The organism is Mangrovibacter sp. MFB070 (assembly GCF_000705335.1).
In the GTDB taxonomy this organism is placed as follows: domain Bacteria; phylum Pseudomonadota; class Gammaproteobacteria; order Enterobacterales; family Enterobacteriaceae; genus Mangrovibacter; species Mangrovibacter plantisponsor.
This window is the reverse complement of sequence record NZ_JJMI01000035.1, coordinates 99,012-123,415: the sequence shown is the minus strand read 5'-3', so window position 1 is coordinate 123,415 and position 24,404 is coordinate 99,012. Positions and strand designations below refer to the sequence as shown.

Annotated in this window: 18 protein-coding genes; 7 read left to right on the top strand and 11 right to left on the bottom strand. The window is 52.6% G+C overall.

Annotated elements, in window-relative coordinates; translation table 11 throughout:
- Positions 1 to 27 precede the first annotated feature (27 nt).
- Positions 28 to 1,194, top strand: a complete 1,167-nt coding sequence (locus tag DT73_RS17440) for an efflux RND transporter periplasmic adaptor subunit (protein ID WP_051691439.1) — start codon at positions 28 to 30, stop codon at positions 1,192 to 1,194.
- 15 nt (positions 1,195 to 1,209) lie between these two features.
- Complete coding sequence (locus DT73_RS17435) at positions 1,210 to 4,344, top strand: efflux RND transporter permease subunit (RefSeq protein WP_036112257.1); 3,135 nt, start codon at positions 1,210 to 1,212, stop codon at positions 4,342 to 4,344.
- Positions 4,345 to 4,828: 484 nt separating this feature from the next.
- Here the strand turns inward: DT73_RS17435 and ompC are convergent, their stop codons facing one another.
- The 6 genes from ompC to DT73_RS17405 all read right to left on the bottom strand — a co-directional run bounded on the left by ompC (position 4,829) and on the right by DT73_RS17405 (position 12,811).
- On the bottom strand, positions 4,829 to 5,950 hold the full coding sequence (gene ompC / locus DT73_RS17430; RefSeq protein WP_036112254.1) for a porin OmpC: 1,122 nt from the start codon (positions 5,948 to 5,950) through the stop codon (positions 4,829 to 4,831).
- Positions 5,951 to 6,640: 690 nt separating this feature from the next.
- The gene (locus DT73_RS17425; protein WP_036112251.1) at positions 6,641 to 8,386 is read right to left on the bottom strand and encodes a biotin carboxylase N-terminal domain-containing protein; all 1,746 of its coding nucleotides are present in this window, start codon (positions 8,384 to 8,386) and stop codon (positions 6,641 to 6,643) included.
- Positions 8,386 to 9,969: an urea amidolyase family protein gene (locus DT73_RS17420; protein WP_036112248.1), complete on the bottom strand. Its 1,584-nt coding sequence runs from the start codon at positions 9,967 to 9,969 to the stop codon at positions 8,386 to 8,388. The genes DT73_RS17425 and DT73_RS17420 overlap by 1 nt, the downstream gene beginning before the upstream one ends.
- 12 nt (positions 9,970 to 9,981) lie before the next feature.
- On the bottom strand, positions 9,982 to 10,788 hold the full coding sequence (locus DT73_RS17415; RefSeq protein ID WP_036112245.1) for a putative hydro-lyase: 807 nt from the start codon (positions 10,786 to 10,788) through the stop codon (positions 9,982 to 9,984).
- Positions 10,785 to 11,558, bottom strand: a complete 774-nt coding sequence (locus DT73_RS17410; protein WP_036112243.1) for a LamB/YcsF family protein — start codon at positions 11,556 to 11,558, stop codon at positions 10,785 to 10,787. Before DT73_RS17410 ends, DT73_RS17415 begins: the two co-directional genes overlap by 4 nt.
- A gap of 8 nt (positions 11,559 to 11,566) precedes the next feature.
- Positions 11,567 to 12,811, bottom strand: a complete 1,245-nt coding sequence (locus tag DT73_RS17405) for an NRAMP family divalent metal transporter (protein WP_036112240.1) — start codon at positions 12,809 to 12,811, stop codon at positions 11,567 to 11,569.
- Between the two features lie 338 nt (positions 12,812 to 13,149).
- Between DT73_RS17405 and DT73_RS17400 the strand changes: the two genes are divergently transcribed.
- Positions 13,150 to 13,800 (top strand): GntR family transcriptional regulator, encoded by a 651-nt coding sequence (locus DT73_RS17400; protein ID WP_036112236.1) that lies wholly within the window; start codon positions 13,150 to 13,152, stop codon positions 13,798 to 13,800.
- 18 nt (positions 13,801 to 13,818) lie between these two features.
- On the opposite strand, the gene DT73_RS17395 is transcribed toward DT73_RS17400, so the two are convergent.
- From DT73_RS17395 to DT73_RS17385, 3 genes are all read right to left on the bottom strand, one after another.
- Positions 13,819 to 14,220, bottom strand: a complete 402-nt coding sequence (locus tag DT73_RS17395) for a DUF6515 family protein (RefSeq protein WP_036112233.1) — start codon at positions 14,218 to 14,220, stop codon at positions 13,819 to 13,821.
- 349 nt (positions 14,221 to 14,569) lie between these two features.
- Positions 14,570 to 14,845, bottom strand: a complete 276-nt coding sequence (gene yahO / locus DT73_RS17390; RefSeq protein WP_036112570.1) for a DUF1471 family periplasmic protein YahO — start codon at positions 14,843 to 14,845, stop codon at positions 14,570 to 14,572.
- 240 nt (positions 14,846 to 15,085) lie between these two features.
- A complete protein-coding gene (locus tag DT73_RS17385) occupies positions 15,086 to 16,723 on the bottom strand; it encodes a mechanosensitive ion channel family protein (protein WP_036112230.1) in 1,638 nt (545 codons plus the stop codon).
- 495 nt (positions 16,724 to 17,218) lie between these two features.
- On the opposite strand from DT73_RS17385, the gene DT73_RS17380 reads away from it, so the two are divergent.
- The 3 genes from DT73_RS17380 (at position 17,219) to DT73_RS17370 (ending at position 21,393) form a co-directional block, all read left to right on the top strand.
- On the top strand, positions 17,219 to 18,358 hold the full coding sequence (locus DT73_RS17380) for a tyramine oxidase subunit B (RefSeq protein ID WP_036112227.1): 1,140 nt from the start codon (positions 17,219 to 17,221) through the stop codon (positions 18,356 to 18,358).
- Between the two features lie 81 nt (positions 18,359 to 18,439).
- The gene (locus DT73_RS17375) at positions 18,440 to 19,738 is read left to right on the top strand and encodes an FAD-binding oxidoreductase (protein WP_036112223.1); all 1,299 of its coding nucleotides are present in this window, start codon (positions 18,440 to 18,442) and stop codon (positions 19,736 to 19,738) included.
- Positions 19,739 to 19,983: 245 nt separating this feature from the next.
- Positions 19,984 to 21,393 carry an APC family permease gene (locus DT73_RS17370; protein WP_036112220.1) on the top strand — a complete coding sequence of 470 codons (1,410 nt, stop codon included), beginning with the start codon at positions 19,984 to 19,986 and terminating at the stop codon, positions 21,391 to 21,393.
- Between the two features lie 74 nt (positions 21,394 to 21,467).
- Here DT73_RS17370 and DT73_RS17365 read toward each other — a convergent pair whose 3' ends face one another.
- On the bottom strand, positions 21,468 to 22,280 hold the full coding sequence (locus tag DT73_RS17365) for an AraC family transcriptional regulator (RefSeq protein WP_051691438.1): 813 nt from the start codon (positions 22,278 to 22,280) through the stop codon (positions 21,468 to 21,470).
- A 365-nt stretch (positions 22,281 to 22,645) separates the two neighbouring features.
- On the opposite strand from DT73_RS17365, the gene DT73_RS17360 reads away from it, so the two are divergent.
- Positions 22,646 to 22,903, top strand: coding sequence for a helix-turn-helix transcriptional regulator (locus DT73_RS17360; protein WP_036112217.1), 258 nt, complete (start codon positions 22,646 to 22,648; stop codon positions 22,901 to 22,903).
- A gap of 163 nt (positions 22,904 to 23,066) precedes the next feature.
- On the opposite strand, the gene DT73_RS17355 is transcribed toward DT73_RS17360, so the two are convergent.
- Complete coding sequence (locus DT73_RS17355; protein WP_036112564.1) at positions 23,067 to 24,353, bottom strand: MFS transporter; 1,287 nt, start codon at positions 24,351 to 24,353, stop codon at positions 23,067 to 23,069.
- Between the last annotated feature and the right edge of the window lie 51 nt (positions 24,354 to 24,404).

Here is a 24,404-nt window from a genome sequence, read left to right as displayed (position 1 = left end):
TCGCACAGATTCACATTGAGGATGACCATGAAGAGATATGGGGTGAATTTTCCCAGGCCTGCTTTTGCGTTAAGTTTACTTGCTACCACTGTCTTGTTGGTGGCTTGCGACGGGCAGCAGCCAGGAGAACCTCAGGCGCAGGCAGTTGATGTTGGGGTTACCCGGTTAAGTGCTTCAACCATGCCTGTTACTACCACTTTACCCGGCAGGATAGTGGCTTACCGCACCGCAGAGGTACGCCCGCAGGTTTCTGGCATTGTGCTGAAACGATTCTTCACTCAGGGCAGTGATGTCAGAGCCGGAGATGTGTTGTACCAGATTGACCCGGCGCCCTATGAAGCGGCGCTGAACCAGGCGCAAGGGAGCCTTGCGCAGGCTCGCGCACAGGCCCGGATTTCACACATTACGCTCAGCCGCTACCAGAAATTATTGGGTGCCCGGTATGTCAGCCGCCAGGAATATGACCAGGCAAGCGCCACGGCGCAGCAAGATGACGCCAGCGTCGTTGCGGCTCAGGCTGCAGTGAAGAGTGCGCAAATTAACCTTGAACGAACCAAAGTTACCGCCCCGGTTTCTGGCCGTATTGGCCGGTCTCTGTTTACCGAAGGCACGCTGGTTCAGGACGGGCAAAGTGATGCACTGGCGACCATTTCGCAAATTGACCGGGTGTACCTGGATATGACCCAGCCCAGTAATGCGTTCCTGGCACTGCGCCAGGCAAATGCCAGTGGGCAGGTCGTTCCCGGGCAGGGTAAAGCCGCGGTCGATGTGCTGGTGGATGGCCACCCACAATCCCTGCATGGTCAGCTTGATTTCTCTGATGTCACGGTGGATGAAACCACGGGAGCCATCACGCTACGCGCCACAATTTTGAACCCGCAACACAGCCTGTTGCCCGGCATGTTTGTTAAAGGCCGGGTTGATGAAGGTATTCGCCCGGATGCATTGCTGGTGCCGCAAGAAGCGGTCACCCATACACCGCGTGGCGATGCATCTGTCTGGGTAGTGGATAACCAGAACAAAGCCGAAACTCGCCAGGTCGATGTTGAGCAGGCGCTGGGAGACAACTGGCTGGTATCAAGTGGCCTGAAGGCGGGCGAAACCGTGGTGGTTTCGGGAGTACAAAAACTCCGCCCGGGCGTGTTGGTGAAACCTCAGCCTGTTGATACCTCCAGCCAGGCAAACCAGGAGTAATCAGGGAAATCACTCATGTCTAAATTCTTTATTAACCGCCCCATTTTTGCCTGGGTGCTGGCTATCATCATTATGCTGGCAGGAGGGATCTCGATTCTGAGCCTGCCTGTTGAGCAGTACCCGGATGTAGCGCCGCCAGCAGTACAAATCCGTGCCACTTACCCAGGAGCCGATGCCACCACACTGCAGAACTCTGTTACTCAGGTTATTGAACAGAACATGAACGGGCTGGATGGGCTGATTTATATGTCCTCCAACAGTGACTCTTCCGGGGTGTTGCAACTGACTCTGTCGTTCAAAAACGGCACCGATCCGGATATCGCACAGGTTCAGGTACAAAATAAACTGCAACTGGCTATGCCGTTATTGCCTGCTGAAGTTCAGCAACAAGGGATTTCGGTACGCAAATCTTCCAGTACGTTCATGATGGTTGTTGGTTTTACCAATAACAACGGCAACATGACCCAGCAGGATATTTCCGACTATGTGGGGTCGCATATCAAAGACCCGATAAGCCGTATTGATGGTGTGGGTGATACCACATTGTTTGGTTCGCAATATGCGATGCGTATCTGGTTGAATCCGGAAAAGCTCAATAGCTTCCAACTGACGCCTGTTGATGTTGTCAGTGAACTGGAAACCCAGAATACCCAGATTGCCGCCGGGCAGTTAGGTGGCACACCGCCAGATAAAGACCAGCAGCTTAACGCTTCTATTATTGCGCAAACCCGCCTGACCTCACCGGAGGAGTTTGGCAATATCCTGCTGAAAGTGAACAGCGATGGTTCTCAGGTACGCCTGAAAGATGTGGCGCGCATTGAGCGTGGCGGGGAAGATTACCAGTACATTGTGCGGATTAACGGTAAACCGGCTTCTGCCCTGGGGATCCAACTGGCAACCGGGGCAAATGCGCTGGATACCGCAAAAGCCGTGCGTGATGAGCTGAATACCCTGAAGCCTTATTTCCCGGCGGGCATGGACGTGATTTACCCGTGGGATACCACGCCGTTTATCCAGATCTCCATTCATGAAGTGGTTAAAACCCTGTTTGAAGCCATTGTGCTGGTGTTCCTGGTGATGTTCCTGTTCCTGCAGAACCTGCGAGCGACACTGATCCCTACTATCGCCGTACCGGTGGTATTGCTGGGGACATTTGGTGTGCTGGCGGCGTGTGGGTTCAGTATCAACACCCTGACCATGTTCGGGATGGTACTGGCAATAGGTTTGCTGGTGGATGACGCCATTGTGGTGGTGGAAAACGTCGAGCGTGTAATGGCCGAAGAAGGCCTGTCGCCCAGAGCCGCAACGCGTAAATCGATGGGGCAAATTCAGGGTGCGCTGGTGGGTGTGGCACTGGTGTTATCTGCCGTGTTTGTACCGATGGCGTTTTTTGGCGGTTCGACCGGGGTTATCTACCGGCAGTTCTCCATTACCATTGTGTCTGCCATGGTGCTGTCCGTGCTGGTGGCATTGATTCTGACGCCCGCATTGTGTGCAACATTGCTAAAACCTGCCAAAGGCGGGCATGTTGAACATAAAGGCTTTTTTGGCTGGTTTAACCGCCAGTTCGACCGCAGCGCTAACCGCTATACAGTGACTGTCAGCAACATGCTGTCTGCCACCGGGCGCTATATTGTGGTCTATCTGTTTATTGTTGGCGGAATGTGCGTACTGTTTATGCGCCTGCCTACCGCATTCCTGCCCGACGAAGACCAGGGCGTTATTGCGACTCAGGTGATTCTGCCTGCCGGTGCCACTCAGCAGCGTACCCAGAAGGTGCTTGAAAACGTAACGGATTACTACCTCAGTGATGAGAGTAAAAATGTCCGTACTGTACTGACTGTTGGCGGTTATGGTTTTGCCGGCCGTGGTCAGAACATTGGGATTGCGTTTATCGGCCTGAAAGACTGGTCACTGCGCGAAGGTACAGAAAACCACGTTGCGGCGATGGTTGCACGGGCTAATGCGGCGTTCTCCAAAATTCTGGATGGCAATGTGGTGGCGTTTAACCTGCCAGCCATTATTGCGCTGGGGAATGCTACCGGGTTTGACTTTGAGCTGACAGACCAGGCCGGCTTAGGGCACGAAGCGCTGATGGCGGCGCGTGACCAGCTCCTGAGTATGGCGGCGCAACACCCGGATGTATTAAGTGCTGTGCGGCCCAATGGCCTGAATGATACACCGCAATATAAAGTGACCATCGACCAGGAAAAAGCCCGGGCGTTGGGGTTATCACTCTCGGACATCAATACCACCTTGTCTACCGCCTGGGGCGGCAGCTACGTGAACGATTTTGTTGATGGCGGCAGGGTTAAGCGTGTTTACGTCATGAGCGACTCGCATTTCCGCATGATGCCGGATGACCTGAATGACTGGTATGTGCGCGCCAGCAATGGCGAAATGGTGCCCTTTGCCAGTTTCTCTTCGGCTAAATGGATTTACGGTTCGCCGCGCCTGGAGCGTTACAACGGGTTGTCTTCAGTGGAAATTCTGGGGCAGCCAGCTGCAGGGCGGAGTTCTGGTGAAGCGATGGCAATGATGGAACAACTGGCGCAACAATTGCCACAGGGTATTGGCTACCGCTGGACCGGGATGTCTTACCAGGAAAAAATGACCGGGGACCAGGCACCGGCGCTGTATGCATTGTCACTGATTGTGGTTTTCCTGTGCCTTGCAGCGTTGTATGAAAGCTGGTCGATTCCGTTCTCGGTTATGCTGGTGGTTCCCCTTGGCGTGGTGGGTGCGTTGCTGGCAACCACAATGCGCGGTCTTAATAATGACGTCTACTTTGTGGTGGGCTTGTTAACCACTATTGGGTTGTCGGCGAAAAACGCCATCCTGATTGTGGAATTTGCCAAAGACCTGATTGAAAAAGAAGGCAAGTCGTTACTTGAGGCAACCATCGAAGCATCACGCATGCGTTTACGCCCAATCCTGATGACCTCACTGGCCTTTATTCTTGGTGTGCTTCCCCTTGCTATCAGTAATGGTGCCGGGTCTGGTGCGCAGAATGCCGTAGGGACCGGGGTTATTGGCGGGATGATAACCGCAACGGTACTGGCTATCTTCTTTGTGCCCGTTTTCTTTGTGATTGTACGCCGGCGGTTTAACGGTACCCGCCCGGTTGATGACGACGATGAAGGTATATAAGCCCTGGAGCCTGCTGTTCTGCTGGCAGGCATAACTGATTACCTGAAAACAGTGCCTTTAGAAAACGTTGTTCCGCTATCCGGCGGGGCAACGTTTTTTTGCGAAAAGTGATTTATTATTTTGACTGTGTATTGCTGTATTTAAGTTTTGCCTGGAATCAACAATTGCTGGGGTACGGCCGGGAACAAGACCCATGATGCCTGCTTGCCTGGTTGAAGTTATGAGCACTGATGCAGCTGCAATATTGCCAAAAACAGTTAAACCGCTGCACCTGTATTTTCCTGGCAGGGCAGAAAAGTTAAACAGCACGGCTTAACATGTGGTGAGAATTTTATTTACTGCATATGGAAATAAAATAGCCAGATTGCATGAAGGATATGTATTAATTAAGCGGGGTGCATTAATTCACGGGCATAAAAATGCCTCCTGGAGCAGGAGGCAAAAGTTTCCCAACTAAGGGAGATAACGTTACGCGGTATGTTGCTTAGAACTGGTAAACCACGCCCATTGCAACAACATCGCTGGTGCTGACACCGGCAGCACGGGAGAAATCGCTGTCGTCAATCATGTTGATTTTGTAGTCAACAAACGCATTCATGTTTTTGTTGAATGCATAGCTTGCGCCCAGGTCAACAAACTTGATCAGATCCTGTTTGCCATAAGAAACGCCATTGGTGCCAGTAGATGCGCCCAGTTTAGAGGCACGAGTCTGGTTATAGGCAACGAATGGGGTTAAGCCGAAGTCGAAGGTGTAACCCGCGTAGGCTTCAAAGATCTGGGATTTGTTAGCATAACCGTAAACATCGTCATCGGAAGAACCGAAGCGGGATGCATTGTAAGCCTGGGTGTACATAACGGCCAGGTAAGCGCCATTGGCTTCATATTTCAGGGCTGCTGCATAGGCTTCTGCACGGTCGCCGTTACCCATTACTGCTGCATTGTTCTGGTCGATAGTACGGTCAGAAGAGAAGAATGAACCCGCCACGCTGACACCTGCGCCAATGTCATAGCTCAGGGACATACCGTAACCATCACCATTCTGGCGCAACACATCACGGGCACCCGGTTCGCCAGCGCCACCATTTTTACCCTGGTACTGCATGGCAAAGTTCAGGCCATCAACCAGACCGAAGAAGTCGCTATTACGGTAGGTCAGCAGGCCATTACCACGGTGGAACATAAACTGATCAGAGTTATAGGTCATGCCATCGAACTCTGGCTGCATGTCGGTGTAAGACAGAGTATCGTACAGTACGCCTTCATTACGGCCGTAATCCAGAGAGCCGTAATCGCCAAATTTCAAACCAGCGAATGCGAAACGCGTAAACATCTGGTCGTGCTGGTCTTCAGAAGTATTGGCATTTGCCTGCATCTGCCAACGGCCATAACCAGTCAGTTGGTCATTAATTTGGGTTTCACCTTTAATGCCAAGGCGCATATAGCTCTGGTCGCCATCTTGCGAATCGTCATTAGAGATATAACGCATGCCTTCAACGAAACCATCCAGGTCCAGTTTGTTGCCGTCTTTATTATAAATTTCAGCTGCATGTGCCGCTTGAGCTGCAATCAGGCTGGTGAGCAGTACGCCCAGAACCTTACGTTTCATATTTAACCCTCTGATTATTGCCACTGTTTTATTTGATGTATTTTTCCCCGGTTTCGATAAAAGCAGGCGCAAGGATAGCGGTGTTAGCACTATTCATGACTGTATTTTCTGCTGTTATATATATCCGGATTGCACATATCCGCTGATTACAAAAGAATCAGAAAATAACACGAATTGTGCAGAGCGATTATTTCGCAGACACAGATTTATCATTCTGTGTCAGGTTAAGTAAACAATCATTTGGAATGTTCGCACACATTGATAAAAATAATGTGGAACTATTTCAAATTGGGCGCTGACGCACAGATTGATAATATTTACGTATGGTGTGGGAGTATTATTGGTTCCGTTATTATTACCCTTTGTTAGCCTGGTTTATTGTTGGCTAATCATGGTTTTCTTTCTGTGTCCGCAGATTATCTGCCGGTGTAACATCCGGCAGTTTTTATTTATTTGTGCTACTTTGGGGTTATTTAAATCCCTGAAGGAATTAACTGTGCGTGAAATAAAATATACATTTATTGCGGTGGTTAATTCAGGTAATTAACTTAATAAGCACTATGGCCCGGGGGAAAACAGCAACCACATGTTTACAACGACAGGCAACGTACCAGTAATGCGTGCTACCACGCACTTTTGCCGGGAAGGGCGCAAATGCGTGGCTGTAACCATAAACTGTTAACGCCTGGGTCAGGGCGTAACTTTACCCAGTACGCTATCCTGCTGGCAGCTTTCTCCGGCAGCAATCTGGATTGACAGCACTCCGCTGCGGGCAGCAAGTACCGGCACTTCCATCTTCATTGCTTCCATTACTGCCAGAGTCTCGCCTTCACTGACTGCTTCGCCGGAAGTTTTAAGCCAGCGCTGCACAATGCCGGAGATGGGCGCAGTTACTGCACCGGCAACCTGTAATGCCTGGGGTGTTTCAGCCGGGCTTGCCGGAACAGCACTACCGGGGGCAGCCTGGAAACTGGCCGGGAGAGCCAGTTGATGGCGGCGCCCGTCAATTTCAATCCAGCAACGTTGTAGCGGGGCGTTGCCTGGGGGGAACGGGCGCACCTGTTCAGCAAGCTCAGCAGAAAAATCAGTCTCAATCCAGCGCGTATGGACACTAAAGCTTTCGGTAAAATCCGGGGAATGAAGTACCGCTTCATGGAAAGGCAGCACCGATGCCACTCCTTCGATGCGAAAGGCTTTGACTGCCTGGTGCGCGCGCGCCAGCGCCTGGTCGCGGTCTGGTGCCCAAATAACCAGTTTCGCCATCAGTGAATCATAGAAGCCAGAAATAGTGTCTCCCTGGGTGACACCACTGTCCACGCGTACCCCAGGCCCTCCTGGCAGATCAAAGCGGGTAATCGTACCCGGCACCGGGAGAAAACCTTTCGCCGGGTCTTCTGCATTAATCCGCAGTTCAATGGCGTGGCCACGCGGCACCGGTGGCGTGGTGATACTCAGTGGTAACCCCTGGGCAACACGCAACTGTTCTTTGACCAGATCCAGGCCGCTGGTTTCTTCAGTTACCGGGTGTTCAACCTGCAAACGGGTATTGACTTCAAGAAACGACAACACACCATTGGCACCCAGCAAAAACTCTACCGTGCCTGCGCTGCGGTAACCGGCACGCTGGCAAATGGACTGTGCGGCACTGGCAATTTGTGCTTCGATTTCGGCACTGAGAAAAGGCGCCGGGGCCTCTTCTACCAGTTTTTGGTTGCGGCGTTGCAAAGAGCAGTCGCGGGTACCCACCACGACTACGTGGCCCTGTTCGTCGGCGATAACCTGCGCTTCAATATGGCGCGGGCGGTCGAGATACTGTTCAACATAACACTCACCGCGCCCGAAGGCTGTCAGCGCTTCACTGACGGCTGACTGGTAAAGTGTGGCGATTTCCGCCCGAAACCAGGCCACTTTCAACCCGCGCCCACCACCACCAAAGGCGGCCTTGATGGCAACGGGCAGACCGTGTTCATCGGCAAAGCGGATAACATCCTCCGCACAAGAAACCGGGTCTGGCGTACCTTTAACCAGCGGTGCACCAACCGCCATGGCAATTTTCCGCGCCTGAACTTTATCACCCAATTGCTCGATGGTTTCCGGGCGTGGGCCAATCCAGATAAGCCCGGCGGCTTCCACGGCACGGGCGAATTCAGCCCGCTCAGACAAAAAGCCGTAACCCGGGTGCACCATTGTGGCTTCACTGCGGCGGGCAACGTCGATCAATTGTTCGATATTCAGGTAAGTTTCTGCCGGGCTGCACCCGGGTAATGCCCAGGCTTCACCAGCCAGGCGGCAATGCAGGCTGTCGGCATCCGGGTCAGCATAGACCGCGACACTGGCAAAACCGTATTCATGGCAGGCCCGGATAATGCGAACCGCAATTTCGCCCCGGTTCGCGACGAGCACTTTGTGTGGGGGAACGGTAGCAACAGCGCTCATTATTTATACTCCTCAAAAACAGTAAAAGGGCGAATGGCCCGAAAGCGAATCTGGCAGTTGGGCGGGAGTTGGCCCGCAATATCAAGGTGGTAGTGGGCGACAGCACCAATCACCGGGTAACCACCGGTTAATGGGTGGTCGGCCAGAAACAGAACCGGTTGCCCGTTCGCCGGAACCTGGATGGCACCAATGCAAGTGCCTTCACTGGGCAATTCGCGGTTGTCACTGCGGGTAAGCGGTAACTCGCCCTGTAACCGCAGGCCAATGCGGTTAGATTGTGGCGTGACTTGCCAGCACTGGCTGGTGAGCCGGTTCAGCGCTTCGTCGTTGAACCAGTCGCAGCGTGGCCCGGGGATGATATCCAGCGTGATTGTCTCGCCGGGTGCCGGTAATGAAGGCAGGCCGATGACAGCAGGCTGTACCGCACTGTGTGGCGGCGTGGTGCCTGCGTACAATTTAACCCCAGCCTGTAATGGTTCCGGGCCAACTTGTGCCAGCGTGTCGCGCGAGGCACTGCCCAGTTGTGGCGTAACGTCCCAGCCGCCACGGCGTGCCAGGTAACTGCGCACGCCGCGTGCTGGCGCTCCCAGGCGTAACTGGTCGCCTGCTTCGAGTGCCAGTGGCGCTTCTGTGCTGGCGGTAAAATGTGCGCCGTCTGCACGGGTGACCATGATCGGGCAGGGCGCGCCTGTTAGCGCAACGACCATTGGGGCACAAATACGGGCGCTGAACCCACCGGCAGTAATTTCCAGTGCGGGCAGGTGGCCTGGGTTGCCAACCAGCCAGTTGGCGCGCCGCCAGGCGGCCTGGTCAAGTGCGCCCGAAGGGGATATCCCCATGCTTGCCTGGCCTGCGCGCCCGGCATCCTGAAACAGGGTTTGTAAACCTGGTGATATCACTGACATCACCGCGCTACCGGAAGCTGATTGTTGCAAGGGCTGTGGTTTTACCACCGGCACACAGACCGGGGCGCGCGTGGCATCAACAAATTGTACTTGCATGCCGGGTTGCAATAACGCGGGCGGCTGCCTGTCCAGAGCAAACAGTGTTTCTGTGGTGCGGCCAATTAATTGCCAGCCACCGGGGCTTGCGTGGGGGTAAATACCGCTGAATTCCCCGGCAAGCCCAACAGAACCCGCCGGAATACGGGTGCGGGGGCTGGCGCGGCGGGGAACCTGGATACCGGCTTCGCGAGAAACAAGGTAAGCAAAGCCTGGAGCAAAGCCACAAAAGGCCACCTGCCACAAAGAGCCGGTGTGGCGCTGAATGAGTGCCTCAACACTTAACCCGAGGTATTCCGCCATCCCGGCCAAATCATCACCAGTATACTGAACGGGGATGTTGACTACTTTGCCTGCGCGCTGAGCTTGCGCCTGCCCGTCGAGCTGGCGAATGGCAGCAGATAACTGGTGGCTCTGGGTGAGCGTTGGGTCAAAATGGATAAGCAGGGTACGGGCTGCAGGAATGATCTCTTCCACTCCTGGCAATGGCGCAGCCTGCAAGGCGGCGAACAAAGCCAGCGTGTCATCCAGAGTGCCCAGCTCCACTAAAAAACTGGACAGGCTGCAAGGTAAAAATCGCACGTTACATCCTTATTATTGTTGCCAGGCGGCGTCCGGAATATCGGTGATAAACATGTGGCCAGGGGCATGGCTTACAGCAAATGGCACCCGTGATGCCATCACTGCTGCCTGCGGGGTAACACCACAGGCCCAGAACACCGGTACTTCTCCCGGGCGGAGTGTCACCGGGTCGCCAAAGTCTGGTTTGCTGATGTCCTGAATACCCAGCGCCTGCGGTTCACCAATATGTACTGGTGCGCCATGGACGGCCGGGTAGCGGGCAGTAATAGTGACGGCATCAGCAACCTGATGAGCCGGAACCGGCCGCATGGAGACCACCAGTTCGCCTTTCAGCCTGCCAGCTTCACGGCAGGGGCGATTGGTCCGGTACATCGGCACATTGCAACCTTCGCTGATATGGCGGACATCAATGCCTGCCTGCATCAGTGGTGTTTCGAATGTGAAGCTGCAGCCAATCAAAAAAGTGACCAGGTCCGGGTGGCTTTGCCAGATTTCCCGGGCATCGGTCACTTCTTCTGCCAGTTCACCATTACGCCATACCCGGTAACGCGGTATGTCCGTATCCACACGGCTTCCGGCTGCCAGCATGGTGTGGCATTGCCCGGCTTCGAGGACATCAAGCACCGGGCAACTTTGTGGGTTGCGCTGCGCGTAGAGCAGAAAATCAAATGCCCAGTCGCGTGGCAGGGCTATCATATTCGCCTGGGTCATGCCTGGCGCCATCCCGGCGGTGGGTTTGTCGTAACCCTTACGAATACGCAGGCGAGCCTGTGCCGCTTCTTCCAGTGCTTGTGGTGTAGCAGGGTAATGAATGTTCATTGCTGCTCTCCCGGGCAAAAAGGCGCAATTTTGATACCTTCCTGCTCCAGTGCAGCCCGCACTTTTATTGCCATCTCTACGGCACCCGGAGAATCACCATGCACGCAGATACTTTGGGCAGAGATGGGCGTGAACACACCTTCAACTGACACCACACCGCCTTCGCGCACCAGTTGCACCATACGGCTGGCAATGGCCTGTGTATCGTGCAGCACAGCACCGGCTTCCCGGCGTGAAACCAGCGTGCCGTCCTGGTGGTAGGCCCGGTCGGCAAAGGCTTCAGCCACAACCTGCAATCCCTGCTCGCGGGCAAGCTGTGCCAGGGGAGAACCGGCAAGCACCACCAGTGGTAAACGGGCGTCATAGTCTTTAATCGCATTAATGACTGCCATGCCCTGGCGCCTGTCGTGTGCAATTGTGTTGTATAACGCCCCGTGGGGTTTGACATAACTCACTCTGGTGCCTGCTGCACGGGCGAGGCCCGCCAGTGCGCCAATCTGGTAAATTACGCTGGCAGTCAGGTCGTCATCTGCCATGTTCATTTCCCGGCGGCCAAAGCCCTGTAAATCCGGGTAACCCACATGAGCGCCACAACACACCTGGTTGGCTGCGGCGGCTTTGAGTGTGGCCCGCATCCCTGCCGGGTCACCAGCATGGAAGCCACAGGCAATGTTTGCGCTACTCACCACAGTCAGCATGCGTGCGTCATCACCCATATGCCACTGACCAAAGCTTTCGCCAAGATCGCTGTTAATATCAATGGTGTTCATAGGCAGCCTTATGCAATTTTCAGGAAATTAAAAATAGTGGAAACCGACATGATGGCCATATACCAGGTCATGATGCAGGTTATCAGCCCCAGCCATAGCAACCAGCGTGGGTAACGGTAACCGTCCATCAGGTCTGCCCGGCGCCAGCCAACCCACAGGAATAAAGTTAACCCCAGGGGAAGCACCAGGCCATTGAACCCGCCAGCAAACACCAGCAGAGCTGCGGGGGCTGTACCCAGGCACAGATACACAACCAGAGTGAATGCAATAAATACCAGAGTGGCGATATTGCTCTGGCGCTCAGTAATCCCCGGGCGGAAAACGGAAATAAAAGAAACGGATGTCCATGCGGCACCTACCACGCTGGAAAGTGCGGCGGCCCACAATACAATACCGAAAATACGCAGGCCCACATTACCGGCTGCGGCCAGGAATGCCTGAGAAGCCGGGTTCGCATTGTGGCTGGAGAGATCAATGGTGACACCACTGGCAACCACGCCAAAAATAGCCAGAAACAGCACATAACGCATGATGCCGACCACAATAATCCCGCGGTTGGCCGCCGAAGAAACTTCTTTGATGTGTTCTTTGCCGCTGATGCCCTTATCCAGCAGGCGGTGAGCACCCGCATAACTGATGTAACCCCCAACAGTACCGCCAACAATAGTGGTGATTGCCGCAAAGTTAATATTGCTGGGGAACACGGTTTCACGCAGTGCCATGCCCAATGGCGGGTGTGAAACCAGTGCCACATAGAGTGTCAGCACTATCATGACAACTCCCAGCACAATAAGCATGCGGTCAAGCGCCACACCGGCACGGCGTGAAGCAAAAATATAAATCGCAATACCTGCGCTGATAAGCCCACCCAGTTTAGGGCTCAGGCCAAACAAGGCATTCAGCCCTAAACCGGCACCCGCGATGTTGCCAATGTTGAACACCAGCCCACCAAAGATAACCAACACAGCCAGCAGGTAGCCACTGCCCGGGATTGCCCGGTTTGCTACCTCTGCTGCATTCATTTGTGTCAGGGTAACCACGCGCCAGATATTTTGCTGTACGACAAAGTCAATCAGGATAGAAGCCAGAATACCGAACGCGAATGCCGCACCCAGGGTGGCGGTGAAGGTGGCGGTTTGGGTAATGAAACCCGGGCCAATGGCGGAGGTCGCCATCAGAAATATGGCGGCGAGAAGAGATGAACGCCGGTTTTGAACAAAGCTTTTATGCTGATTGATGTTATCAACTGCCATTGCATGCACTCCAGTCGGGGGGATGTCATGTTGTTAAGCAAAAATCATTCCATTGTTGGGTTAAAATTATTTTATTGTTCATCAATTAAAAATAAATTGTTGAACAATATTGACCATAGTGGAAAAAATACGAATGTAAAATATTTGTTAATGCGTAGTTTTAAAAGAGTGAGGTAACACGCAAAACAGCGGTGCACAGCAATGACGCACTGCATGCACCGGGCTGGTGCGTTGTGCGCGGCTATGCCAGCAATAATGCCGGGAAGGGGTGAGGGCAAGTTGCTGCTCCTGTTGGATTATGGGAATATTGCCGCTTGTCCCCCGTTGGTGAGAGGCAGATGAGAGAACCTGCAGAGCCTGTACTGAGTGAAATGATTGCTCAGGCATTACGTCAGAAAATTATTGCCGGAGAGTTACTGCCTGGTGCCCGCCTCTCGGAAAGGGAATTAACCAGCCAGTTGGATATTTCCCGTAACACGTTGCGTGAAGTTTTTCGTTTGCTTACTCAGGAAGGGCTGTTGCGTTACCAGCCAAACCGGGGTGTGTGTGTGGCGGTACCCACAGATGCCGATATCATAGATATTTACCGCATCCGGCGGTTGATTGAATGTGATGCATTGCGTAATGCTTACCCATACCACCCGGCGATTACCATGATGGAGCGTGCCGTTGATGATGCGCGTCGCGCTTTGCGGGAGGAAGACTGGGGGGAAGTGGGTACCGCGAATATGCAATTCCATGCGGCCATTGTCGCACTTTCAGACAGTGAGCGCCTGATGCGGCTGTACCAGCATATTTCTGCCGAATTACGCCTGGCCTTTGGTCAACTGGCAGATAAAGAGATGCTGCATTCACCCTATGTGGAGAAAAACGCGGGGATAATTTTGTTGCTGAAAGCGGGTGAGAACGGTAACGCGGCGGCCACCCTTGAAACCTACCTGAATATTTCTGAACGCACTATTCTGGCTGCGCTGGCGCGCAGCCGGTAATTACCTGAGCCCTGGCGGTTACAGGCCTGCCGGGCGAGGTACTTCTATATAACGGCCATCCACATCACGCTCGTAATAGTGGCCGTCACTGACATAATAACGGCGGCCATTAAAATCAAGCGGGTGGAGTGCACCTGATGACGGTGCTTCCACTACTGTGGTGGCCGGTGGCTCTACCACAACATAGTGGTCATTCTGGCGTTGGTAGTAAATACCGTTAGCCACATAGTAAGTCAGCCCGCCAATCAAGAGTGCAGTGGCAATATCCGGCAGGATATTCACCCGGTGCCCGGGGTGAAAAAACGGTGCCGGGCCATGGCCAAAATCCGGGCCGGGGCCAGGACCCGGGTGAGCCTGAGCCAGCGGAGCCAGGCTGCTTAGTGCTGCGGTAAACAGCATTATTAAAGAAATCTTTTTCATGTACACCTGCCTTTGTCAATACGGTGCGCCCTGTGCTGCGGGCACCGTGCGCTATACCCTGTCATTCACCTTGCCAAAACCTGGCAAGGCACGGACACAGCGGGTATATCCTTAATGGCATAGTATGGGCGTGAACCACCAGACTCAATCAGACAACGACAAGTTCCATGATTAATCCACAGTTGTTACCGGGCGTTACGTAATGTTGATAGGGTGTGCCAGGAGAGGAGGGGCGGTGGTTCGCTGCAGCCGTTAGCTTTGGCTTTGGTTATAAAACAGAAAGAAGGAAAACAGTGGTTTCCCTTCTTTCTTGACGGTATTCATACCATTATATTAAGCCGCCAGATGCTTATTTTTTCTTATAGACATCGGCTGTTACGTGGATTTTGTTTTCTGTCTGGCCGGAGGTCAGAACATAAACCGAGCCGCCCAGATCATCGGCTTTTTTCGATAACTCTTCTTTGGCGTCCATTGGGGATGTTTCACCCGCACTGGAGATAGTCCCTACTTTGGTATACTGGTCTGCGACTTTTTCAAAGTCGACTTTTTTCATCATTTCCGCAGAGTAAGCGCTAAACGTAAAGGCAGCGAGTGCAGCGATAACAATTTTTTGTGTAATGCCCATCATCATAAACTCCCTTACTTGTTGAATTTATAAAATAGCCACTTGATGTTTTTACTGTACCAAGCAATGTAAAGTTAGTTCAGGCGGTAAAAATTTCAAGGAAATCGGGGGATAATGTTTGCTTATTTATTTTATCCCCGCATTTGAGTGCTTCCGCTATTTTAGTGCCCGTTTCCATAATGCCGGTTAATACGTTACCACGGCTTAATAACTAATTAATTACTAATAACTATTGCCTGCTCAGGTTATTTCCGGGTTCACCGGGCTGCTGTTTTCATCTGCAGGGCGTGCTGGCGCGTTATGCCAGTGCTCGGGGAGTACCACCACCGGTGTTTCGGGTTGAGCAATAAAGTTGGGCGACATAATTTGTACCCCAAAGGTGTTGAATACGTCCTGAATTTGGGCGTGCAGAACACTTTTTACCGCGGGCATTACGGCACCTTTTTCCAGCGCAACCTGGAGCTCGTACTCGACATACCAGTCTTTCAGGTTCAACTGGCGTACAACAGGCGCAACAGACTGGTTGATACCCGGAGTCTGGCTCGCAGCCAGCTCCAGTAAGGCATGCACCTGCCGCCAGGGCGTGTCGTAACCGATAGTAACTGCGGTGGTGATTGTTATCCCGGCATCACGGCGGAACGCGCTTAAATTAGTGATTTTACCGCTCACTGCCACGGCATTGGGCACAGTCACTATGTAGCTTTCCCGGGTAAGAATTTTGGTTGCCAGCATGCCAATTTCACTGACAGTGCCTTCGTTTTCACCAATACGAATCATATCGCCACGGCGTAATGCCCGGGAATAAATCAGCACCAGCCCGCTCATTGCATGGTTCATTACACCGGCTGAGCCCAGGGTCAGGAGTAACCCAAAAAACACGCTCACGCCTTTAAACGCTAATGAATTCGCACCGGGTAAAAACGGGTAGGCGGCAGACAGGGCAAACAACCAAATAGCCACTGAGATGAGTTTCCGGGTGGCGCTGACTGTTTCAGGGTGAATGCCCGGCAGGTGTAATTTTTCGGTTTCCACCTGGTGGAGCAGAATGCGCAACAGTTTCAGAATAAAAACAGTGATTAATACGATAATGGCAACAATTACCAGCCCGGGCATGGCAGTGATAATGGCCAGGCCGATTTGCTCCAGCACATTGACTGAATACGCACCCAGTGATTCCCCCCACAGGCGGGTATAGGGGAATAAGCGGAACAACCAGCTTAGCCAAATATAAAACAGCGCCACACCCAGCAATGTGAGCAGTGTGCCCACTACCCGGGCTTCAATGTTGCCCAGCAAGCCGCGCCATGCATGGGGGATAATGCCTTTTTGTTGCAGTATCCGGCTGTCAAAATAGCGTTTGGTCCAGCGCCAGGCAGAAAAACTCAGGCGGTTTAATAAGATAAGTATTGCCAGCCCACCAATGCCTTTAAGGGTGGACAGTAACAAATAGTGAGGGGAATACTGCTGAATCAGCGCCAGGCGCAGGCTGTTCAGGCGTTTTTGCACCAGTAACGTGGCCTGGTCGAGTGACAAATCATCGCCTTCATCCAGGTCCTGGTCTGCCAGTAACATAAAGGGCTTACCATTAATCGTAAACAGGCGGCAATCCTGGTTATACCGGCGTATCGCCTTTACTTCTACGGGGTGGCGAACATCTTCATCACTTAAATTGCGTAATGCTGACTGTATCCGGCGTACCCGCTCTTCAGGTGTGGAATAACCAATTTTGGCCTGGAGCATAACAACGGGTTGGTGTAACACCATCAGCGTGCGAGCTTTTTCTTCCGGTAATGGCGACTGGCGCGGCTCTGCGCTGTATGCCGGGTGAAAAACGCCAAACACGAATATTAAAAATAACCAGCAACGGGCATGAGGCATAAAAGATCCTTTTACCTCTGGCACGCGGTATTTGCTGCACAGAGTGAATAGTCAAAGAAATACCGATTGGTGATTACGCAGGCTGGCTGTTTTCGTATAAAACGAGTGGGGTTGTTATTTTAATTTCCGCTACCCATATGTGGAAAATAACCAACTGTTTTTTAGCATAGTTCGCGTTAACCCGTCTTCAAGTGGTACCCAAAAGGAAAGGTGACAAATCGCAAGAGGAATAATGTTATTGCTGTGCTTTATATTATGTTTTTATTGGAATTTCCTTGTCCCCTGAATGCCTTCGTGTCACTAATAATAATTTACAGCTATTTTCGTGGTGCCTGTCCGCGCTGTTTTTCGTTGTCCGATTTTTTCTATTTTTCTGTTTACTGCTCGTGAATGATGCCTGAAACCGCTAATGCTTTGCCTGGCAAATGGCTGGCGGAACAGTAAGACATCGCAACAGCGAATAACAACAAACCATCGCAAACAAGGAACAGGACTATGGCTGAAAATACGCGCATTGATTTTCTCTACCTTTGTGAACAGGACATGATTCGCGCCGGGGTTACCGATATGGCTGCCTGTGTGGATACCATGGAAGACATGTTTGGCCTGTTGTACCACGGTGATTACCGGATGGCAGGCGCCAATAACGATTCGCACGGTGCCATGGTGACATTCCCTGAACATTCACCTTTCCCTTCCATGCCAAAACCTACGGCAGACCGCCGGTTAATGGCGATGCCCGCTTATCTGGGCGGCCAGTTTGGTACCGCCGGGGTGAAATGGTATGGCTCAAATATCGCTAACCGGGAAAAAGGCCTGCCCCGGTCTATTTTGATGTTCACCCTCAGTGACGCTGATACGGGTGCCCCTTTGGCGCATATGTCGGCAAACCTGCTTTCAGCTTACCGCACCGGGGCGGTCCCTGGGGTGGGAGCCCGCCACCTGGCGCGCAAAGATGCCGAAGTGATTGGGCTGCTTGGCCCGGGTGTGATGGGAAAAACTGCTGTAGCCGCATTCCTTGCTGTATGCCCGAGTGTTCATACCATCAAAGTGAAAGGCCGTGGGCGCCACAGCCTGGATAACTTTATTACCTGGGTAACGGAAACCTGGCCACAAATTACCACCATTGAGGTGGTCGACAGCCTGGAGGACGTGGTGCGGGGCGCGGATATTGTCACCTATTGCAGTTCCTGCGAAGTGGGCGACCCGGCAACCTATCCGGTGGTGAAACGGGAGTGGGTTAAACCTGGTGCGTTTTTAGCCATGCCCGCAGCCTGCCGCCTTGACGAAGGCATGGAACAGGCCGATGTACGCAAGGTGCTGGATAACACCGGCTTGTACCAGGCCTGGTTTGAAGAAGCCCCCAAACCTGCCCATCACTATATTCCGGTTATTGGCGTGCGTTTTATGGATATGGTGGCGCAGGGGCAAATGGCGGCAGACCAACTGGAAGATATTGGCCGTATTGTGGCTGGTGATGCACCTGGTCGCCAGAACGATGAGGAAATTATCATTATGTCGGTAGGCGGGATGCCGGTTGAAGATGTTGCCTGGGGCACGGTGGTGTACCGCAACGCAGTAAAAAAAGGGATTGGTGTGAGCCTGAACTTGTGGGAAACCCCGGCCTTACGCTGAAACTGTTACGGGAACGCAGCCGAACCGGCTGCATTTAGCGGATTAACCCGCGCAACCTGAATGATAAACAAGAGGTACATTATGGTTCCACCCGTAACGCCGGTGCAAACCGCAACCCGTTTGCCGGAAAAAACCACTGTGGTAGTAATTGGTGGCGGAATTGTCGGTCTGTGTGCCGCATTAACGCTGGCAGAGCGCCAGATCCCGGTGGTGGTGATTGAAAAAGGCCTGCTGGCAGCAGAGCAGTCTTCACGCAACCTGGGGTGGGTACGTAAAACCAGCCGCCTGGCTGAGGATGTGCCTCTGGCCCGCGCAGCAGATAAGCTGTGGGCGCAAATGTCTGCAAGGGTTGGTAGTGATGTGGGATACCGCCAGGCCGGAATCATGTTTATTGCCCGCAATGAGGCACAACTGGCCCAGCATGAACAGTGGCTGGCATCTGTTGCGCACCTTGGGCTGGACAGCCAGTTACTCAGTGCCCGGCAAATTAGCGACCATGTGCCCGGTGGTGTGGGGAAATGGGCCGGTGGCGTGTATACCCCATCTGATGGCCGGGCCGAACCAACACTTGCCGCCAGCGCGATAGCAAAAGCCGCAATAGCGAAAGGTGTGGTGATTGTTGAAAACTGTGCCGTGCGTGCGCTTGCCACATCAGCAGGCAAAGTGAGCGGGGTGGTTACGGAACAAGGGGAAGTTCAGTGTGACCAGGTGCTACTGGCCGGGGGGCTGTGGTCGCGCCGCTTCCTGGGAAATCACGGCATCGCTTTACCAACCCTGCCATTAATTTGTTCCGTGTTACGCACCAAACCTATGGATGGCCCGACGGATATCGCTGTTGGCGCGCCAGATTTTTCATTCCGCCGCCACCAGGATGGTGGGTTTGTGATTACCCAGCGTGGGGCGCTGGACGCACCGTTAAGCCTGGATCACTTATTACTCGGGCACCGTTATTTACCTCAATTACGTGCTGCCCGCGGTAACCTGCGCATTTCGCTGGGGCGGCATTTCTTCCATGACCTGGCGCTGAAGCGGCGCTGGCGCAGTAACCAGCTTTCGCCTTTTGAGCAAATACGCACTATGGACCCGCCGGTAAACCACCAGTTAAACCAGGATGCGCTGGCTAACCTGAGTGCGGCCTGGCCGGCGTTTCGTCATGTGCAGGTTGCCTGGTCGTGGGCCGGGATGATTGATGTCACACCCGATTCCAACCCGGTCATTGGCCCGGTGTCGCAACTGCCGGGGCTGACTGTGGCAACGGGGTTTTCCGGGCATGGTTTTGGCACCTCTCCGGCAGCAGGGCAACTGGCCGCAGATTTAATCAGCAATACCACACCGGTGGTGGACCCGGCGCCATATCAGTTCAGCCGCTTTGCTGCCTGATGCACTAACGGGCATAACAGGCTGGAATAACATTTTCACAGCATTTTGTTAAAGATATGCACCGCTGCTGCGCAGGTGCTGCACGGTGTGGTTGTCTGAATTTTTCTATTTTCTTTTTGGCGAGTGTGAAAAATTAAAATTATCGTCCCATATAAGACAACCGGTAACAAGATATCAGCATATTGATGCCTGAAACCGGAGTTCAGTGGATGCCTGCATTATTACATCATCGTGTAAGGTGAATTATGAATAACGAAACCGAAGTTCAGGGGTTGAGGAAAAATACACTGGGTGTGTTTGCACTGGTGTTTTTTGTGGTGGCGGCAGCCTCACCATTAACAGGTATCGTGGGCGGGTTGCCGATTGCTATTTTATCCGGCAATGGTGCAGGGATGGCAACAACGTATATTGCGGCAAGTATTATCCTTGGGCTGTTTTCTGTCGGGTATATTACGATGAGCCGTTACGTGAATAACACCGGTGCATTTTATGCCTATATTGCGGCAGGGATGGGTGAAAATATTGGCTCGTCGGCCTCATTTATTGCTTTGTTTGCTTATATTTGTGTGCAACTGGCGGTAGTGGCAATGGCGGGTTTCTTTCTCAGCCTGTTTGTACAGGCACATTTTCACCTTGATATTCCCTGGTGGATCCTGAGCGCGCTTTCCTTATTACTGGTATGGGTAATGAGTGTGCGTAAAATTGAAGTCGGGGGAAAATTACTGGGCGTGCTGATGTTGTGTGAAATTGCCATAACACTGGCGCTGGACGGCGCGGTACTGGTTCAGACCCGCCAGCCGCTCTCTTTTGCTGCCTTTAGCCCATCGGTGTTTCTTGACGGCAACCTGGGAATAGCATTTGTGTTCGCGATTGCCTCGTTTATTGGCTTTGAATCAACCGCGATTTATGGCGAAGAGTGCCGGGAGCCAAGAAAAACCATACCGCGAGCGACGCTGATTGCTCTGGTGGTGATCGCCCTCTTTTTCTGCTTCTCTGCATGGTGCCTGTCTCAGGTTTACCCGGCCAGTGAGATTAAAGCTGTTGCCGCTAAGGACCCGGGCAATTTTGTGTTCACTATTGCCCGGCAGTATCTTGGCCAGTGGTCAGTGGATGTGATGAATGTTCTGTTAATTACCAGCCTGTTTGCGGCGGCGCTGGCCTTCCATAACAATATTTCGCGTTACATTTTCAGTGTGGCGCGCGACGGGCTGATTTGGCAGGAGTTGTGCGCAGTCCATGAGCAAAATGGCACCCCGCACAATGCCTGCCATGCGCACAGTGTGATTATGTTGCTACTGATTATTGGTATTGGTGCCGCCGGGCTTGATCCTATTCTTGCTGTCTTTTCATTCGGTTCAGCCATTGCCACCTTGTGCATTTTGCTGTTGCAGGCCGGGGTTTCGCTGGCGGTTATCCTCTACTTCCGCCGCCAGCCACAGCACCAGGAAAGCCGCCTCAATACACTGTACATTCCGGTGGCATCATTACTGACGATGGGAGCAACGGTGTTGTTGGTGATGAATAACCTGACAGTGCTGACCGGCAGTGACTCCAGCGCTGTGGATATCATCCCTGTGCTGATAGCGCTGGTTATCCCGCTGGGGTATATGTGGTCTAAGCATAAGTTAAAACGCAAAAAACGCGCCTGGGCCTGAATACCATAAGGGCTTAATTCGCCATAACACTAAACCACGCAGGGGCAACGTTGCGTGGTTTAGTGTTTTTGGCATCAGGCCTGGCTCAGGCACACAGCAGGCTGGCTGAGTTGGGCTTTCATTTTACGCGGGCTGACACCTGTCAGAGTTTTGAAATCTTTTATGAAATGAGACTGATCACTGAACCCTAATTCAGTTGCGATATCGGTCAGGGATGGTTTGCCTGGGTGGCGAATCATGTTGATGGCGATTTGCATACGCAGGAAACGGCTGAATAACTTCAGGCTGACACCTGTGTCATTCAGGAAGATGCGGTAGATGTTACGGCTTGAATAACCAATATCTTTTTCCAGTTCGCCAATTTTTATATTGCCATTATTACGCATTACTTCGGTTATTAAGTATTGTGTTATTTGCGATGACTGGCGTAGTGCTTTATTTGCCATGCTTTCATTGAACACTTTAATTTGTTGCGTAAAGTTTTCTCGTAACGCGATATCTTCAATTACTGATGCGGCTCCGGGAATAATATCTAAAAAATTATATTCATGGTCTGGCATATCTTCTGGTATTAGGTCAATATAGTCTGGCATTATGCCCGGCATAAACCGGATACCGAAATAACGGTGGCCGGAAATAAGTTCGACGGGCTTGTAACGAGAAACTGTACCATATACACGAGCCGTTGGTTGGTGTGTATTGCAGTCAAATAAAATATCAATACAATTATCCGGAATGACCAGTGCATTATTCAGGTTATCGTCCGTGGTAAATGAATAAAAATGGGATATCCCCCGGCAGTTCTGCATCTGTTGTTGGTAATTCTTCAGCTGATGCGAATTTTGCAGCGCAGGCTGGAACGGCAGAAATTGTTCAGGGTTTGCCATGGTATGTAACTCCAATGTTAATCCATGGTAAATAATGCAAAAAACATGCCCTGGTCATCACTAACCAAGGAGGAAGCAACGCCGCCGCCCCAAGGGGTGAATACAGGTCAATAGTTTGCAGGTTTTACGAATACCATTGCGCGGTGGCGTGGTGGTGGTTGGCACCAACCCGGGCTGAAAACTATCGGCCAGGTGTTTTCTTTGGTGCGGTATTTTGGTCGGCCCGGCGAACGCTGGTGATATCCGGTTGCCTGAATCAGCAATGATGAGAGCTGGTGGTGTTCGGGAAGCCGAAAGTGATATGCGGCAGGCGTTACCGCTTGCGAAGCGCTTAACAAACACAGGTTTAAGAAGGAATTCCAGATATGGACAAACAAGACTGGCATCCGGCAGATATTATTGCCGGTTTACGTAAAAAAGGAACCTCCATGGCGGCTGTCTCGCGCGCCGCCGGGTTGTCATCGTCGACACTGGCAAACGCAGTTATCCGGCGCTGGCCAAAGGGTGAGCGCCTGATTGCGGATGCGCTTGGGGTCCGGCCGCAGGATATTTGGCCGTCTCGCTACCCGGAGGAAGAGGGAGGCTCGCAGAAGAAATGTACCTCCGGGGCACACAGCAAGTGAACTGGCCTGGTGCAATGCACTGACTCAGGGCGCTGCTGATTCAGCCTGGGTTGTTACACTGACTGGCGGGTTAGCGTGATGTTGGTGGCCCGCAGGCCGCCAACAATGAGTGAAGCTGCCGGATAAATAAGCCCGGGGGCGAGGTATCCCCCCCGGGTAATTATTATGCCTGCGCAGGCGATGCCGCTTCATGGCGTGGCGGGCGGATAACCAGTAACACCAGTAAAGCGCCCAGCGCGGCTACTGTGCCTGCCAGAATAAATGCACTGGTAAACTTGCCGCTGGTTTGCACGATATAGCCTGTCACTATGGGCCCGACAATACCAGAAACACTGCCGATCAGGTGGATAAACCCACTGGCACCACCCACGCGCGCCTGGTGCACTACATCCTGAATAATTGCCCAGTAAATTGCCCCGGTAATATAGAGGAAGAATATCGACACCGACATCAGCGCCACAGCCGGCACTACACTGCTCACTGTTCCGGCCAGCGCCACACAGATAGCGGCCATCAACAGGCAAACTACTAACACAATTTTGCGCGACAGCAACAGCCTGCCAGTGATGTTAAATATTTTATCTGAGATATAGCCGCCCAGCGCCAGGCCAATGAAACCGACAATCCAGGGGATCATCGTGGTCAGGCTCATGGATTTAATATCCAGGTTATGCGCCTGGACCAGGTAAGCCGGGAACCAGCTCAGGAAGAAAAACAGAATGTAGTTGTAGCAGAAGAAAGCAAACGCCGTGACCAGAATAATGGGTTGTTTCAGGTAATGGCTTAACGGCGGTGCAGTGTTGCCATCAACAGGCGTCAGGTGGGTTTCCTGGCTTTTTAACAAGGCAATTTCCTGTTTTTCCTGCTCAGTGGCACGTTTGCTGCGCAGTGGGGAGTCTGCCGCAATCAGGAACCAGCCCAGCGCCCAGACAATGCCAATGGTAAAAATAATCACAAAAGCCGGGCGCCAGCCAAACCCTAATGCCAGGTAGCCAATAATAGGCCCGGCAACGGCGCCACCTAACGGTGAACCGGCACTTAATAAGCCAACGGCGGTTGCAGCTTGTTTTTGCCCAAACCAGCCATTGATCATTTTATTGGCCGAAGCACAGATAGGCCCTTCCGCCATGCCGAACAGTACGCGCAGAATAAGCAAGGAATAGAAGCCGGTTGCCAGCGCTGTCAGACCACAAAACAGCGACCACATAATTACCGCGCTGCCCATCACAAGGGTGGGCCCAAATTTATCGACGGCCAGCCCGCCAACGAAGTTAAACAACGCGTAGCCAAAAAAGAAACTACCGAATATCAGACCAAACTGCTCAGCATTAAGCATCAGGTCTTTTTCAATCATGGGAACAGTAATCGATAAGGCAACCCGGTCAAGATAGTTAATCATATAGACCAGGAAAAGCAGCAATACGATGACCCAGCGGAGGTTTTTAATCATGATAATCTCACATCTGTAAGCCTGGTTTTTAGAAGAAGCCTGGCAGTGCGG